We start from the raw sequence: 14,849 nt of genomic DNA, 5'->3' as shown, positions 1-14,849 counted from the left end.
CATCCACCGCATCAGTTCAGTATGGTCAGCGGGAGATTTTCCGAACGATTTCGGTAACTTCAGCAAGGTCGCCCTGAATTTCACCAGATCCGATTGCAGGAGGGACCTGATATCTGTTTTTCCGATGATCCGTTGGAGGAGCGTGCCGAAAGCCTGGTACTGACGCGCTGTCTTGTCCTCCAGGCCTTCATCGGCGTGTCGCTTGAATTCGATCATCCGGTCAATGACCGCGGTGATGGACGGATCAAGATCAGACCCCGCGGGTTCTGTCGGTTGGACCTCAACCGGGGTGGCCGCCGCGATGGGTGGTGCAGCGGTCGTGGGTGCGAACACGGCAGAAATTTCCGGCGTCTGGGTGTCTGGCCGCTCTACATCGCAGGAAAATGCAATCCGGGCCGGGCCGAACTGGCTCATCACTTCGGCCGCCAGTGCCCGGGCGGGCGGTGTCGCCGCCACAGCCCTGGCGGCGCGCATTCCCTCAATGTGAAGTTCGAGCAGCTGGGCCTCTTCACGAGGTCCGTTGATCCGACGACCGTTCACCTCTTCAAATGCCGCGGCACGGCGAGCTGCGCCGACATGACTCCGCAAGAGGGGCCCGAAGTGGGAATCGAGGATCAGCCGGAGCATGCCTACCTCGGCACGCGTGCGGCCTGCGGCTATCATCTCTTGCTCGACCCGTTCCGAAATCGTTGCGCCGATCCCTTGTTCCGCCAGAATGTCCCACGCATCGTTGATCCCGGAGACAATCTGCCGTTCGATTTCGCAAGGCGGCTTTCCGTATATGAAGCGCAGATCCCTTCGGAGATCGTGATCCACCGTCACGTGGCTCTTGACCACGTGCCGCAAATACTGCCGGGCTTCCGCCAAGGTTATCCGGCTCTGTTCCAGGGCTGCCATGATCGGCTCGCTCTCCGCGCTTAACACACGGGACAATATAGCAGCACGAACCCGGTCTGTGGTGCGCAAGGACACCCGAATGTCGCAGATAATTGTGGATAGCGGGCGGACCTTACGTCTCCAGTAGTAGACACCGTCGCGGCGGGTCAGGTGAGGAAGAGCAGTCATCTTCGGGCTCCCAATAGGAGACCGACGCGCTAGATACCGCCGCAGCGGTGTCACAGTCTGGTGTCACAGTAACGGACCCCCGAAGGGGAAAGTCACTGATATCATACACTTATGGGAAGATTGGCTCCGGCGGTAGGGATCGAACCTACGACCAATTGATTAACAGTCAACTGCTCTACCGCTGAGCTACGCCGGACCATGGATGCGCTATAACAACTGTTGATTGGCGCGTCCAGAGCGATTTGACATCATTTTAACATCCGTTTTCGGCAAGCATAAAAACCGCATCGGGGCAGGGGGTGGGGTGGCTTTTCACCAGCCCGCGTTGGTGCAAATCCAGCAGATGGGCATAGACATTTCGGCCCGCCGCGTGGTGCAGGGTATCGGGGATTTCGGTGTAAATCTTGGCCACCAGTTGCGGGATTGTGTGTGCACCCTGTGTCAATTCGGACAGAATCGCATGTTCGCGCATCAAGCGGTGGCTGCGCAACTCTGCGATTCGTGCATCCGGATCATCCACCGGTGCGCCATGGCCGGGATAGAGCCGCCGGGGCGTTTGCGCCGCCAACTTGTCGAGAGAGCGCATATATGCGCCCAAATCGCCATCCGGGGGGGAGACGAATGTGCTCGACCAGCCCATGACGTGATCGCCACTGAAAATGGCTCCGCGCCATGCAAAGCACAGGTGATTCCCGAAATGACCCGGTGTCCAGATTGCGCGAATCTGCTCCTGCGCCAGAGGGATTGAGCTGCCATCGCCCAGTGTCCGGTCCGGGCGGAATGTGGCATCCACGCCTTCGCCCCCGCCTGCAAGGCCGCTTCGTGCCAAAACCTCCATCTGTCGAGAGCGTCCTGCCAAACTGTCGCCAAAGGCAAGGATCGCGGCGCCTGTCTGCTCTGCCAGTTTTCGTGCCAGAGGCGAATGGTCCAGATGGGAATGGGTGACCAGAATCATCCGCAAACTCCCGTGGCTCTGTACATGGTCAAGCAGACAGGACAGGTGCGAGTCATCATCCGGGCCGGGGTCGATCACGCAAAGGTCCTTATGCCCAAGGATATATGTATTTGTCCCGTCCCCTGTCATGGGCGAAGGGTTGGGCGCGCAGATCACATGCAGGTCAGGTTCGAGGCGGCGTATCACGGCAAGGCTTTCTCACTACAGGCAGAAGGCTGGAACACATCTTCAACTCAGGCAAGTGGTTGTACCTCTTGCGCCGGTCCTAGAGCCTGTCGCCACATGCAAGATGCATGCTGGGCACATCCCGCGCAACATGAAACAGCACACGCAATGCGCTGGTTTCGATACAGATATTTAAAATGGTGCCCCCACACGGACTCGAACCGCGGACCTACTGATTACAAATCAGTTGCTCTACCAGCTGAGCTATAGGGGCCTTGGACGCAGCGTTTAGGGGGAAATTCTGCCTGAGTAAAGGTCTAAAAACTGAAAAAAGGCTTTCGCATTAGACATTTTTTGGGCCGGTCGCCCGCAAGGGCGGTGTCGCACTGTGCGAAAGATACGCTGCCGCCACTGCGCGGGTTTTGAAGCCTGTGTGCCTGTATTGGCGGGCCAGAGGCTACGCGGCCTCGAACCCGTCGATAATTGCAATCGCCTCTTGCGCGGTTTCGGCGAAATGGAACAGATCCAGATCTTCGCGCGCGATTGTGCCTGCTTCTGCCAAAGCGTCCCAATTGATAATGCGGGTCCAGAAGTCGCGGCCGAACAGGATGAAGGGCATCTTGTGCATCCGGTCGGTCTGGATCAGCGTCAAGGTTTCAAACATTTCATCCAGCGTGCCAAACCCGCCGGGAAAGACAGTAATCGCCTTGGCGCGCATCAGGAAATGCATTTTGCGGATGGCGAAGTAATGGAAGTTGAAGGACAGTTCTGGCGTGACATAGCTGTTGGGGGCCTGTTCATGCGGCAACACGATATTCAGGCCGATGGACACGCCGCCCGCCTCTTGCGCGCCGCGATTTCCCGCTTCCATCACGCCCGGCCCGCCGCCGGTGACAATGACATCCTCGCGCCCATAGCTTTGCACGGATCGCAATGTCATCAGCCGTGCGAATTCCCGCGCGACATCGTAGAATTTTGACAGTTCGGCCAGTGTTCTGGTTTTCGCGCCTTCGGCATCTTCTGGTCTGGGAATGCGCGCGCCGCCGAACATGACGATGGTCGATTGAATGCCGCGTTCATTCATCAACAATTCGGGCTTGAGCAATTCAAGTTGCAGCCGCACAGGGCGCAATTCGTCGCGCAGCATGAAGTCGCTATCGGCAAAGGCCAGCCGGTAGGCGGGGTGGCGCGTTTGGGGGGTGTCGGGCGCCTCGTCCCAATGGCGCATGTCTTCTTCAGCATCGGGAAAGGGGCGGGTCTTGGTCTGATCTGTCAAAAAAGCCTCCGGTGGTCTGGGCCAATTGCGGTTTGGTCTGCGCAACGCTATAGCGAGGGTCAACAGATGACCATACCCACGGAGCCTGCAATGACTGACACCGCCGCATTGGAAACCGCCATCGAAGCCGCATGGGATGCGCGCGACACAATCAGCCCGTCCACCACAGGCCCCGCGCGTGACGCCATTGAGGCCACGCTGGAGGCGCTGGATTCAGGTGCCTTGCGCGTGGCTGTGCGCAGCGATGCAGGTGATTGGCATGTGAACCAATGGGCAAAAAAGGCCGTGCTTCTGGGCTTTCGCATCAAAGATATGGAACCGCATGAGGGCGGCCCGCAGGGCAGCGGCTGGTGGGACAAGGTTGACAGCAAGTTCAAGGGCTGGGACGCGGCACAGTGGAAAGCCGCAGGCTTTCGCGCCGTGCCAAATTGCGTGGTGCGCAAATCTGCCTATATCGCGCCCGGCGTGGTGCTGATGCCCTCTTTCGTGAACCTTGGTGCCCATGTCGGGCGCGGCACAATGGTCGATACTTGGGCCACAGTCGGGTCTTGCGCGCAGATTGGCGAGAATGTGCATCTGTCGGGCGGTGTCGGCATCGGTGGCGTGTTGGAACCGATGCAGGCTGGCCCTACCATCATCGAGGACAACTGTTTTATCGGCGCGCGCTCGGAAGTGGTTGAGGGGTGCATTATCCGCGAAGGCTCGGTCTTGGGGATGGGAGTTTTCATTGGCAAATCCACCAAGATCGTAGACCGCGAAACCGGCGCTGTGACATATGGCGAGGTGCCGCCCTATTCCGTGGTCGTGGCAGGGTCCATGCCGTCGAAAAATGGCATCAACCTGTATTGCGCTGTGATCGTCAAGCGTGTGGATGCGCAGACCCGCTCGAAAACCGGCATCAACGAGTTGCTGCGCGACTGATCGGTTTTGAGATGGCACAGGCGCGGTCTGCATAGACTGCGCCCGTGCCATTGCAACAGTTTCGGTCTGAACCCTTGTGCTTCCACACCCCCTCTGGACCCTTTTTGTCATGGCTCCTATAACGCGTCACATGTCTGGTATGCGGATCATTCAGCGAATTAGTTTCCCGGCACTCTGACGCGCCCAGAGTGCCGGGACCGCTTTGGCGCTTGGCCATTCCCTGATCTTCGCGAAAGTAGCTGACCATGACACAGACCCCTGACTATAAAGATACCCTGTCCCTGCCACAGACAGATTTCCCCATGCGCGCGGGCCTGCCCGCCCGAGAGCCGGAATGGCTGGCGCGCTGGGAACGGCTTGGCATTTATGACGGGCTGCGGCGCACGGCTGCGGATCGCAAGCCCTTCGTGCTGCATGACGGCCCGCCCTATGCCAATGGCCACCTGCATATCGGCCACGCGCTGAACAAGGTGCTGAAAGATTTTATCGTGCGCAGCCAGCAGATGCTGGGGCGTGATGCGCGCTATGTGCCGGGCTGGGATTGCCACGGCCTGCCGATTGAATGGAAGATCGAAGAGAAATACCGCGCGGCAGGGCTGGACAAGGACAAGGTCGATATCGTCGATTTCCGTCAGGAATGCCGCCGCTTCGCCGAAGGCTGGATCGACATCCAGCGCGAGGAATTCAAGCGCCTTGGGATCACCGGCAAATGGGACAAGCCCTACCTGACAATGGATTACCACGCCGAAGCGGTGATCGCGGATGAGTTCATGAAACTTGTGATGAACGGCGCGCTTTATCAGGGCTCGAAACCCGTCATGTGGTCGCCGGTGGAAAAGACCGCGCTAGCGGAGGCGGAGGTCGAGTATCACGAACATACGTCGCATACGGTTTGGGTGAAGTTTGAGGTTGTAGCTCTTTACTGGAAGGGTCAGTTTGTTGGCGATAAGAAACTCGCTGATGAATTTGGTTCTGATGGGGTTAAGTTAGCCGAGCGTGAATTACTGGCATCTTCAGTCGTGATTTGGACTACAACTCCTTGGACCATTCCTCAAAACCGCGCTGTGTGTTTTGGCCCTGAAATCGACTACGGCTTGTATGAAGTGTCCGAACTTCTGGAGGGCGCAAAGGAAGAACTGGGCGCGAAGGTCATTTTGGCGGATGCCTTGGCCCAAAGCGCGCTATCCGCCGCCAAGGTCAGCGCCACCCGCCTGCGCACCGTCAGCGCCGATGAGTTGGCCGCCCTGACGCTTGCGCACCCCTTCAGGGGTGTGGACGGCGCCAATGGCGAATGGGATTTCGACGTGCCCATGCTGCCCGGTGACCATGTCACCGATGAGGCAGGCACAGGCTTTGTCCACACGGCCCCCAGCCACGGCGATGACGACTACCAGATCGGGCTGAAGCATGGCCTGCCGATGACGTATAATGTGCTGGAAGATGGCAGCTACCGCGCCGATCTGCCGCTTTTCGGGGGTGAGGTCATCATCAAGCCCGATGGCAAGGAAGGCGGCGCGAATGTGGCCGTCATCAAGCAGCTGGCCTATGCGGGTGCGTTGTTTGCCAAGGGCAAGCTGCGCCATTCCTACCCCCATAGCTGGCGGTCCAAAGCGCCGCTGATCTATCGCAACACACCGCAATGGTTCGCAGCAATCGACAAGCCGCTGGAAGATGGCATGGGCACGCATGGCGACACCATCCGCGCGCGCGCGCTGGAATCCATCGACCGGCTGGTAAAATGGACGCCGCAAACGGGCCGCAACCGCCTGTATTCGATGATCGAAGCGCGCCCCGACTGGGTTCTGTCGCGCCAGCGCGCTTGGGGCGTACCGCTGACATGCTTTGTCAAAAAGGGCGCAAAGCCCACGGACCCCGACTTTTTGTTGCGCGACCCGAAGGTGAACCAGCGCATTGTCGCCGCCTTCGAGGCTGAGGGCGCGGATGTTTGGTATGTGCAAGGATTCAAGGAACGCATCCTTGAAAACCTGCATGACCCCGACGCTTACGCGCAGATTTTTGACATTCTGGATGTCTGGTTCGATAGCGGGTCCACCCATGCTTTCGTGCTGCGTGACCGTGAAGATGGCGCGCCGGACGGGATTGCGGACCTGTACCTTGAAGGGACTGACCAGCATCGGGGCTGGTTCCATTCATCCATGCTGCAAGCCTGCGCCACCAAGGGGCGCGCGCCCTATCACGGGGTGCTGACGCATGGGTTCACGCTGGACGAGAAGGGCATGAAAATGTCCAAGTCCCTTGGCAACACTGTCGCCCCGCAAGAGGTGATAGACGAATATGGCGCGGATATTCTGCGGCTATGGGTTGCGCAGTCGGATTACACAGTCGATCTGCGCATCGGCAAAGAAATCCTGAAAGGGGTGGCTGACAGCTACCGCCGCTTGCGCAACACCATGCGTTTCATGCTGGGCAATCTGGATGGGTTCGGCGAGGCCGAGCGTGTGGCCCCTGCCAATATGCCGGAGTTGGAGCAATGGGTTCTGCACCGGCTGGCGGAACTGGATACAGAAGTGCGCAAAGGCTATGCCGCTTATGACTTTCAGGGCGTGTTCCAGAAGCTGTTTACCTTTGCGACCACGGATTTGTCGGCCTTCTATTTCGACATCCGCAAAGACGCGTTGTATTGCGATGCGCCCGATAGCCCCCGCCGCCGCGCCGCGCGCACGGTGCTGGACATTCTGTTCCACAGGCTGACCACATGGCTTGCGCCCGTGCTGGTGTTCACGATGGAAGATGTGTGGCTGTCGCGCTTCCCCGGTGAAGATGCCTCGGTGCATTTGCAGGATTTCCCCGACACGCCGGCCAATTGGCTGAACGAGCCATTGGCACAGAAATGGGCGGGCGTGCGGCAGGCGCGGCGTGTGGTGACGGCGGCGCTGGAAATCCAGCGGCGTGACAAGGTGATCGGCGCCTCGCTAGAGGCGGCACCCGTGGTGCATGTGCGTGACGATGCCATCATGGCCGCGCTGAAATCGGTGGATTTTGCCGATATCTGCATCACCTCTGCCATCTCGCTGACCGCAGACCCGATTCCCGCAGAGGCGTTTCGCCTGCCCGAAGTGCAGGGCATCGGCGTGATCTTTGAGCGTGCCGAAGGCGAGAAATGCCAGCGCTGCTGGAAGATCAGCCCCGATGTGGGCCGTCACGCCCATGCTGGCACCTGTGCCAGATGTGACAGCGCCCTGAGTTGAAAAGCATAGGGCCGCGCCCTTGCCCTCAACACATTCAATACTATGATTGTGTTGAGGGCGAATGAAAGGCAAAGAATGAAGCTGCGCATTGTCACAGGGCTGCTGATGGGGACAATCATGTCCGTGGTTATTTCCAGCATCATCACGTTCATCAATACCGGCATGGATGCGGGCTATCCTATGCGCTGGCTAAAGGCGTGGTTTGTCGCATGGTGCATTGCTGTGCCTTTGGCCGTTATCCTGTCGCCCATCGCGCGGCGCTGGGCCGAGGCATTGGTGGCACCGAAATAACTGCTATATCGTGACAAAACGTTTGATCACTGGACAGGCGCCATGCGCCGCCTAGGTCATGCGCTCAACACGGAGGCAGCATGACACGGGCATTGGTGATCGGCGCATCGGGTGGCATTGGCCGCGCGCTTTGTACGGAATTGGCGGCGCAGGGCTGGCAGGTTACAGGCCTGTCCCGCAGCGCCGATGGGCTGGATGTGACAGATGAGGCGTCAATCGCGCAGCATCTGGGCGCGCTGGAGGGGCCATTCCAGCGCATCATCATTGCCACGGGCGCGCTGGAGATTGAGGGCCACGCGCCCGAGAAAGCGTTGAAACACCTGAGTGCCGAAGCCATGGCGCTGCAATTCGCGCTAAACACCATTGGCCCCGCGCTGGTGATGAAACACTCTGTCCCATTGCTGCCGCGCGATGCGCCTTGCGTGATGGCGGCATTGTCGGCGCGCGTCGGTTCAATCGGGGATAACAAGGCAGGGGGCTGGCACAGCTACCGCGCATCCAAAGCCGCGCTGAACCAGATCATCCGCGGTGCGGCGATAGAATTGGGGCGGACACATAAGCATGCGGTTTGTGTGGCGCTGCACCCCGGCACAGTCGCTACAACTTTCACCGAGAAATACCTTGGCCGCCATCCGGCTGTCCCCGCAGGAGAGGCCGCATCCAACCTGTTGCAGGTGATGGAGGGTTTAAGCCCCGGAGAGTCGGGGCAGTTCTTCGACTGGGCAGGGAAGCGCGTGGCATGGTGAAGCTGGTATTGGTGCTGGGCGATCAGCTGACAGACAGCCTGTCCGCGCTGCAAAAGGCCGATAAATCGCGCGATGTCGTGGTCATGGCCGAAGTTGCGACCGAGGCGGAATATGTCCCGCACCACCCCAAGAAAATTGCCTTTCTGTTCACCGCCATGCGCAAATTCGCAGCCCATCTGCGCCAGCAGGGGTGGCAGGTTGCCTATACGCCGCTGGATGACGCGCAGAATGCAGGCTCTATTCCCGGCGAATTGCTGCGCCGCGCGGAAGAAACCGGTGCGCGGGTCGTCTTGGCGACAGAGCCGGGCGAGTGGCGGCTGATCACGGCTTTGCAAGAGGTGCCGCTGGATGTGACCTTGCTGCCCGATGACCGCTTTCTGGCCACCCATAAGGAGTTTGAAGACTGGGCCGAGGGGCGCAAAGCGCTGCGGATGGAGTATTTCTACCGCGACATGCGCCGCAAGACCGGATTGTTGATGGAGGGTGACCAGCCAGCGGGCGGCAAGTGGAATTTCGACCATGACAACCGCAAACCGGCGAAAGCCGACCTGCTGCGATCCGGCCCGCCAGAAGTGCAGATGGACGAGGTTCTGTCCGAGGTTCTGAATCTGGTCGCGGCACGCTTTCCCGACAATTTCGGCACGCTGCGGCCCTTTCAGTTCCAGACCGACCGCGCCGGGGCGTTGCGCGCGCTGGATCATTTCGTCACCCATTCGCTGCCGGATTTCGGTACCTATCAGGATGCGATGGTCGAGGGTGACCCCTATCTGTATCATGCGGTCATTGGCCTGTATCTGAATGCAGGACTGCTGACGCCGTTGGAAATATGCAAGCGGGTCGAGCGGGCCTATCTGGACGGCAAAGCCCCTCTGAACTCTGCCGAGGGGTTTATTCGCCAGATCATCGGCTGGCGCGAATTTGTGCGCGGGGTGTATTTTCTGGAAGGGCCGGACTATCCGCGCCGCAATGTGCTGAACCACCAGCGCAAGCTGCCCGATTTCTACTGGGGGGCCAAAACGCAGATGAACTGTATCGCGCAAGCCGTTGGCCAGACACGCGATCTGGCCTATGCGCACCATATCCAGCGGCTGATGGTGACCGGCAATTTCGCGCTGCTGGCAGGGGTAAACCCGACCGAGGTGCATGAATGGTATCTGGCCGTCTATGCCGATGCCTATGAATGGGTCGAAGCCCCCAATGTGGTGGGCATGTCGCAATTTGCCGATGGCGGCATCGTGGGGTCAAAGCCCTATGTCAGTTCGGGTGCCTATATCGATAGGATGTCGGATTATTGCAAGTCCTGCCACTACAAGGTCAAGGACAAGACAGGCCCGCGCGCCTGTCCGTTCAACCTGCTGTATTGGCATTTCCTGATCCGGCACCGCGACCGGTTCGCGGGGAACCCGCGCATGGCGCCGATGTACCGCACATTCGACAAGATGGACGAGAGCCGCCGTAACACCGTGCTGGCCGAGGGCGATGCCTTTCTGGACCGTATGGGCAAAGGGGCGCTGGTGTGAAACTGTGGCTTGCCCCGGCTTGGCCTGTCGCTTATCCATAAAGGCATGAGCACCGCACGCTTCACAGAACTGGTTGAAAACCTGCCTGCCACGGTTCCCTTCGTGGGGCCAGATGCGCATATGCGCGCGTCAGGCCGTGCATTTCGCGCGCGGTTGGGGGCGAATGAAAGCGGCTTTGGCCCGTCACCCAAGGCGATTGCCGCGATGCAGGACGAAGCCGCGCAGGCATGGATGTATGGCGACAGCGAATGCCACGATTTGCGCATGGCGCTGGCTGCGCATCACCAGATCGCGCCCGAGAACATTCATGTAGGCGAGGGGATTGACGGGATTCTGGGCAATCTGGTCCGCTTGCTGGTGGCACCGGGTGACGCGGTTGTAACCTCGGACGGGGCCTATCCGACATTTAACTACCATGTTGCGGGGTTTGGCGGTGCGCTGCACAAGGTGCCCTACCGCGACGACCACGAAGACCCCGCCGCGCTGCTGGTGCGGGCGGAACAGGTTGGCGCGAAGCTTTTGTATTTCTGCAACCCCGACAACCCGATGGGCAGCTGGCACAGCGCACGGATTGTCCAGCGCCTGATTGACGCTGTACCCGAAGGCACGCTGCTGGTGCTGGACGAAGCCTATATCGATGCCGCCCCCGAAGGCACGGCCCCCGCACTGGATGCGGATGATACGCGTGTTATCCGGATGCGCACCTTCTCCAAGCTCTACGGGCTGGCGGGAATGCGGATCGGCTATGCCATCGGTGCGGCCCCGTTGATCGCAATGTTCGACCGTATTCGCAACCATTTCGGTGTCGGGCGTCTGGCGCAAGCGGGCGCATTGGCGGCGCTGCATGATCAGGCTTGGCTGGCACATGTGAAAACCAACCTTGACGCGGCCCGCAAGATGCTGGGCGAGATTGCCTCTGACAATGGCCTGCATGCGCTGCCATCGGCCACGAATTTCGTGACCATTGATTGCGGGCATGATGGGGCCTATGCCCGCAAACTGGTGCAGGAACTGATGTCGCGCGATGTGTTTGTGCGCATGCCCTTTGTCGCGCCGCATGACCGCTGCATTCGCGTCTCTGCCGGCCCGCCGACTGAATTGGCCGTGTTTGCCGAAGTGCTGCCGCAGGCGTTGCGCAATATCTGATTGCCCATTGGCGCTTTGAGAGTTCTGCATTCAGTGGCCCACAAAGCCCCGCAAGCGACCCCATAAGCTGCAAGCTGGGCCAAAGGGCACCCCATATCTCAGGCTGTGCAGCCTTAGCGCTTCTTGTCAAACCGCGCTTCGGTGCCGGTCAGCAGGCGGCGGATATTCTCGATATGTTTGTAAAAGATCATCGCTGTCAGAACGCCAAACAATGCGGCCATGCTCTGGTAGCCAAAAACCAGCGCAAGCATAGGGCTGAAGGCGCTTGCCACCAGTGCCGCAAGCGACGAGATGCGGCCCAGTTTGAACACCAGCGCCCAGATCGCGCAGACCCCCAGCGCGACGGGCCATGCCAGTGCCAGCGCTGTGCCGATGAAGGTTGCCACCCCCTTGCCACCCCTGAAACCCAGATACACAGGGTACAAATGGCCCAGAAACGCCGCCAAAGCCGCCGCCTGTGCGGCGTCTTCGCCCAACAGCGCCCATGCCACCAATGCCGCAATCGCGCCCTTGCCTGCATCCAGCACAAAGGTCAGCACGCCTGCGGCCTTGTTACCTGTGCGCATGACATTGGTGGCCCCGATATTGCCTGACCCGATCGCGCGCAGATCGCCCAAGCCCATCACGCGCGCGACCACCACCCCAAAAGGGATCGAGCCGATCATATATGCCACCAGCCCCACAACCCCCAGCAGCCATAGCGGTGTCAGCAATTCGGGCATGGCTTAGACCTTGTGTTCATAGACGCAGTTGCCCGCGACATAGGTGGCCAGAACGCGCCCCTCCATCCGTGCCCCGTCAAAGGGGGTGTTCTTGGATTTCGAGCGTAGCGCAAAACGGTCCAGCACGAAGGGCGCGTCGGGGTCGAACAGCACCAGATCGGCCGGTGCGCCCACTGACAGCCGCCCCGCCGCCAACCCCAGAAGTTGCGCGGGGTTGAAGGACAGCGCGCGCCAGATTTGCGGCAGGCTTAACCCTTCGGAATGATACAGCCGCATCGCAGCGGGCAACAAAGTTTCCAACCCCACCGCGCCAGAGGCGGCTTCTTCAAACGGCAGGCGCTTGGATTCCTCATCCTGAGGGGTGTGCATGGAACAGATGACATCGATCAGCCCTTCGGCCACGGCGCGCACCATCGCGCCCCTGTCGGTTTCGCTGCGCAGCGGCGGGGTGAATTTGAAGAAGGTGCGGTAATCGCCCACATCCATTTCATTCAGCGTCAGGTGATGGATCGAAATGCCAGCGGTCACATGCAGCCCGTTGCGCTTGGCGCGTTCCAGCGCGGGCAGGGTGCGTGCGCTGGTGATCTGGTCGGCATGGTAGCGCACGCCTGTCATCTCGACCAAGCCCATGTCGCGGTCAAAGCCCATCCGCTCTGCCATGGGCGAGACAGCGGGCAGGCCACGCAGCGAAGCAAACTTTCCGCTTGTGGCGCAGGCCCCGTCCGACAACCCGCCATCCTGCGGGTGCCCGATAATCAGCGCGCCCAAGCCCTTGGCATAGGTCATGCAGCGTGCCAGAACCTTGGTGTCGCCTACAATCCTGTCGCCATCGGTAAAGGCCACAGCGCCCGCATCCAGCAAAAAGCCGATCTCGGACATTTCGCGCCCTTCGCGCGCGCGGGTCAGGGTGGCCATGGCGCGAATGTTGACGGGGGTGCGCGCCTCGGCGCGGCGGGTGACATATTCCAGCACTTCGGGCGTGTCGATGGCAGGTGTTGTGTCAGGGCGCATGATGATGGTCGTGACCCCGCCCTTGGCCGCCGCCAGGCCTGCGGTGCGCAAGGATTCCTTGTGCTGCGCGCCCGGCTCGCCCACCTGCACACCCATATCCACAATGCCGGGGGCAAGGCATTTTCCTGCGCAATCGCGCGCTTCGGCACCATCGGGGCAGGGGCCGTCCAATTCTGTTATCATGCCATCCTGCACCAACAGGCTTCCCAGACGCTCAACGCCGTGTTCAGGGTCAATCAGTCGTGCATTGTGAAACCAGATCACGCGTGCTTCCTTTGGTGAATTTGCAGCTTGCGGGGCCATCACGCCCCCTTTCGCTTGGCGCGTTTGGCGCGGGCGGCTTCGATCTCGGCCACCAACTGGTCGGATTGGCGGATGTGCTTGATCAGATGTTTGTCGCCGCTTTTGGTGATCAGCTGGATATCGCCAAACAGGCGGCGCGCCTTTTCCAGTTCCAGCAAATACACCTGTCGCCCGCCCGGTCCGACAAGGCGCATATTACTCAGCACCCAGCGGAATTTCATCTGTTCCGAATACAGCCACAGCCCGCGTACGGCCAGCGCCAGCACCGCCCCGAGTGAGCCGATGGCCACATGGTCGGACCCGATGACAGACAGCACAATCCCCACGACCCCCATGCCCAAGACTGCCATCACCCCGTGATCGCGCCAATAGGTGGCCTTGTCGGACCGGATGTCGCGCAGGATCTTTTCGCCCGGTTCCGGCTCGAACACTGTATCGCCAAGGCTGCTTTCGCGGATTTCTTCAGCCATGGGCGGCCTTTCTCAGTCTGTCGCGTTCGCGCGTGCGACGCAGGTTTCGGGCCAGCAGGTCCATCGCGGCCATGCGCACCGCAACCCCCATTTCAACCTGTTCCTGAATGACCGAGCGGTTGATGTCATCGGCGATGGCGCCGTCAATCTCGATCCCGCGGTTCATCGGACCGGGATGCATGACGATGGCATCATCCTTGGCATAGGCCAGTTTCTCGGCATCCAGCCCGTAGCGGTGGAAATATTCGCGCTCTGAGGGTACAAAGCCGCCATCCATCCGTTCGCGCTGAAGGCGCAGCATCATCACCACATCGGCCCCTGCCAGCCCTTCGCGCATGTCGTCGAACACCTCGACCCCGAACTCTTCGACGCCCTTGGGCATCAATGTGGGCGGGCCGACTAGGCGCACGCGGTTTTCCATCTTGCCCAGCAGGATCAGGTTTGAACGCGCGACGCGACTATGGGCAATGTCGCCGCATATCGCAATGCTCAGCCGGTGCAGACGGCCTTTCTTGCGCCGGATGGTCAGCGCATCCAAAAGCGCTTGTGTTGGGTGTTCATGCTTGCCATCGCCTGCATTCAGAACCGCGCAATTCACCTTTTCCGCCAGCAGGTTGACGGCCCCTGACCGGCCATGCCGCACCACCAGCAAATCGGGGTGCATGGCATTCAGGCTAAGCGCCGTGTCGATCAGCGTCTCGCCCTTTTTCAGGCTGGACTGGGCCATGGCCATATTCATGACATCCGCACCAAGCCGCTTGCCCGCCAGCTCGAAACTGGCCTGTGTGCGGGTCGAGGCTTCGAAGAACATGTTGATCTGCGTCATGCCCGATAGCGCCGAGCCATGCTTCTCGCTGGACCGGTTCAGCGCGACATATTCATCCGCCAGATCAAGGATGGTGGTAATCTCTGTCGGGTGAAGCGGCTCGATCCCCAGAAGATGATTCTGTGTGAAAGTCATGCGTCCCCCGCCATTTGCCGCTGTGCCGTTATAGAAACCGCGCCCCGCGACGACAAGGCCGCTTTACCCTTTGTCATGTGCACATTAC

The 14,849-nt window shown here is 60.2% G+C and carries 13 protein-coding genes and 2 tRNA genes; 6 read left to right on the top strand and 9 right to left on the bottom strand.

What is annotated here, in order from left to right:
• The 5 genes from BG455_RS15680 to BG455_RS15660 all read right to left on the bottom strand — a co-directional run.
• Positions 1–1,065, bottom strand: a 1,065-nt coding sequence (locus BG455_RS15680; RefSeq protein WP_342742047.1) for a DUF6538 domain-containing protein, incomplete at its 3' end; no start/stop codon positions are given.
• 121 nt (positions 1,066–1,186) lie between these two features.
• Positions 1,187–1,261 (bottom strand) — tRNA-Asn (locus tag BG455_RS15675).
• A 57-nt stretch (positions 1,262–1,318) separates the two neighbouring features.
• Positions 1,319–2,149, bottom strand: coding sequence for an MBL fold metallo-hydrolase (locus BG455_RS15670; RefSeq protein ID WP_084386513.1), 831 nt, complete (start codon positions 2,147–2,149; stop codon positions 1,319–1,321).
• A 234-nt stretch (positions 2,150–2,383) separates the two neighbouring features.
• Positions 2,384–2,459, bottom strand: a tRNA-Thr gene (locus BG455_RS15665).
• A gap of 183 nt (positions 2,460–2,642) precedes the next feature.
• Positions 2,643–3,461 (bottom strand): LOG family protein, encoded by an 819-nt coding sequence (locus BG455_RS15660; RefSeq protein WP_071470914.1) that lies wholly within the window; start codon positions 3,459–3,461, stop codon positions 2,643–2,645.
• Positions 3,462–3,551: 90 nt separating this feature from the next.
• On the opposite strand from BG455_RS15660, the gene dapD reads away from it, so the two are divergent.
• The 6 genes from dapD (at position 3,552) to BG455_RS15630 (ending at position 11,294) form a co-directional block, all read left to right on the top strand.
• On the top strand, positions 3,552–4,382 hold the full coding sequence (dapD, locus tag BG455_RS15655; RefSeq protein ID WP_071470913.1) for a 2,3,4,5-tetrahydropyridine-2,6-dicarboxylate N-succinyltransferase: 831 nt from the start codon (positions 3,552–3,554) through the stop codon (positions 4,380–4,382).
• Between the two features lie 245 nt (positions 4,383–4,627).
• Positions 4,628–7,591, top strand: coding sequence for an isoleucine--tRNA ligase (gene ileS / locus BG455_RS15650; protein WP_071470912.1), 2,964 nt, complete (start codon positions 4,628–4,630; stop codon positions 7,589–7,591).
• A gap of 75 nt (positions 7,592–7,666) precedes the next feature.
• On the top strand, positions 7,667–7,882 hold the full coding sequence (locus BG455_RS15645) for a DUF2798 domain-containing protein (RefSeq protein ID WP_071470911.1): 216 nt from the start codon (positions 7,667–7,669) through the stop codon (positions 7,880–7,882).
• Between the two features lie 80 nt (positions 7,883–7,962).
• A complete protein-coding gene (locus tag BG455_RS15640) occupies positions 7,963–8,628 on the top strand; it encodes an SDR family NAD(P)-dependent oxidoreductase (RefSeq protein WP_071470910.1) in 666 nt (221 codons plus the stop codon).
• A complete protein-coding gene (locus BG455_RS15635) occupies positions 8,622–10,148 on the top strand; it encodes a cryptochrome/photolyase family protein (protein ID WP_071470909.1) in 1,527 nt (508 codons plus the stop codon). Before BG455_RS15640 ends, BG455_RS15635 begins: the two co-directional genes overlap by 7 nt.
• A 45-nt stretch (positions 10,149–10,193) precedes the next feature.
• Complete coding sequence (locus tag BG455_RS15630; protein WP_071470965.1) at positions 10,194–11,294, top strand: pyridoxal phosphate-dependent aminotransferase; 1,101 nt, start codon at positions 10,194–10,196, stop codon at positions 11,292–11,294.
• A gap of 113 nt (positions 11,295–11,407) precedes the next feature.
• Here the strand turns inward: BG455_RS15630 and plsY are convergent, their stop codons facing one another.
• Genes plsY through BG455_RS15610 form a run of 4 tightly spaced genes read right to left on the bottom strand, consistent with a single transcriptional unit; the run spans position 11,408 to position 14,761 of the window.
• The gene (gene plsY, locus BG455_RS15625) at positions 11,408–12,016 is read right to left on the bottom strand and encodes a glycerol-3-phosphate 1-O-acyltransferase PlsY (RefSeq protein WP_071470908.1); all 609 of its coding nucleotides are present in this window, start codon (positions 12,014–12,016) and stop codon (positions 11,408–11,410) included.
• 3 nt (positions 12,017–12,019) lie between these two features.
• Positions 12,020–13,330: a dihydroorotase gene (gene pyrC / locus BG455_RS15620; protein ID WP_071470907.1), complete on the bottom strand. Its 1,311-nt coding sequence runs from the start codon at positions 13,328–13,330 to the stop codon at positions 12,020–12,022.
• Positions 13,330–13,800, bottom strand: a complete 471-nt coding sequence (locus tag BG455_RS15615; protein WP_084386499.1) for a hypothetical protein — start codon at positions 13,798–13,800, stop codon at positions 13,330–13,332. The genes pyrC and BG455_RS15615 overlap by 1 nt, the downstream gene beginning before the upstream one ends.
• The gene (locus tag BG455_RS15610; RefSeq protein WP_071470906.1) at positions 13,793–14,761 is read right to left on the bottom strand and encodes an aspartate carbamoyltransferase catalytic subunit; all 969 of its coding nucleotides are present in this window, start codon (positions 14,759–14,761) and stop codon (positions 13,793–13,795) included. The genes BG455_RS15615 and BG455_RS15610 overlap by 8 nt, the downstream gene beginning before the upstream one ends.
• Positions 14,762–14,849 lie beyond the last annotated feature (88 nt).

This window comes from Roseinatronobacter thiooxidans (genome assembly GCF_001870675.1).
Lineage (GTDB): Bacteria > Pseudomonadota > Alphaproteobacteria > Rhodobacterales > Rhodobacteraceae > Roseinatronobacter > Roseinatronobacter thiooxidans.
Note: the sequence above shows the minus strand (reverse complement) of the source record. Positions and strands in the feature narration are given on the sequence as shown.

What these genes read in the sequence shown, in the direction of transcription:
- BG455_RS15670 (WP_084386513.1), bottom strand. Translation starts at nt 2,149, where the DNA reads ATGACAGGGGACGGGACAAATACATATATCCTTGGGCATAAGGACCTT.
- dapD (WP_071470913.1), top strand. Translation starts at nt 3,552, where the DNA reads ATGACTGACACCGCCGCATTGGAAACCGCCATCGAAGCCGCATGGGAT.
- ileS (WP_071470912.1), top strand. Translation starts at nt 4,628, where the DNA reads ATGACACAGACCCCTGACTATAAAGATACCCTGTCCCTGCCACAGACA.
- BG455_RS15645 (WP_071470911.1), top strand. Translation starts at nt 7,667, where the DNA reads ATGAAGCTGCGCATTGTCACAGGGCTGCTGATGGGGACAATCATGTCC.
- BG455_RS15640 (WP_071470910.1), top strand. Translation starts at nt 7,963, where the DNA reads ATGACACGGGCATTGGTGATCGGCGCATCGGGTGGCATTGGCCGCGCG.
- BG455_RS15635 (WP_071470909.1), top strand. Translation starts at nt 8,622, where the DNA reads ATGGTGAAGCTGGTATTGGTGCTGGGCGATCAGCTGACAGACAGCCTG.
- BG455_RS15630 (WP_071470965.1), top strand. Translation starts at nt 10,194, where the DNA reads ATGAGCACCGCACGCTTCACAGAACTGGTTGAAAACCTGCCTGCCACG.
- plsY (WP_071470908.1), bottom strand. Translation starts at nt 12,016, where the DNA reads ATGCCCGAATTGCTGACACCGCTATGGCTGCTGGGGGTTGTGGGGCTG.
- pyrC (WP_071470907.1), bottom strand. Translation starts at nt 13,330, where the DNA reads ATGGCCCCGCAAGCTGCAAATTCACCAAAGGAAGCACGCGTGATCTGG.
- BG455_RS15615 (WP_084386499.1), bottom strand. Translation starts at nt 13,800, where the DNA reads ATGGCTGAAGAAATCCGCGAAAGCAGCCTTGGCGATACAGTGTTCGAG.
- BG455_RS15610 (WP_071470906.1), bottom strand. Translation starts at nt 14,761, where the DNA reads ATGACTTTCACACAGAATCATCTTCTGGGGATCGAGCCGCTTCACCCG.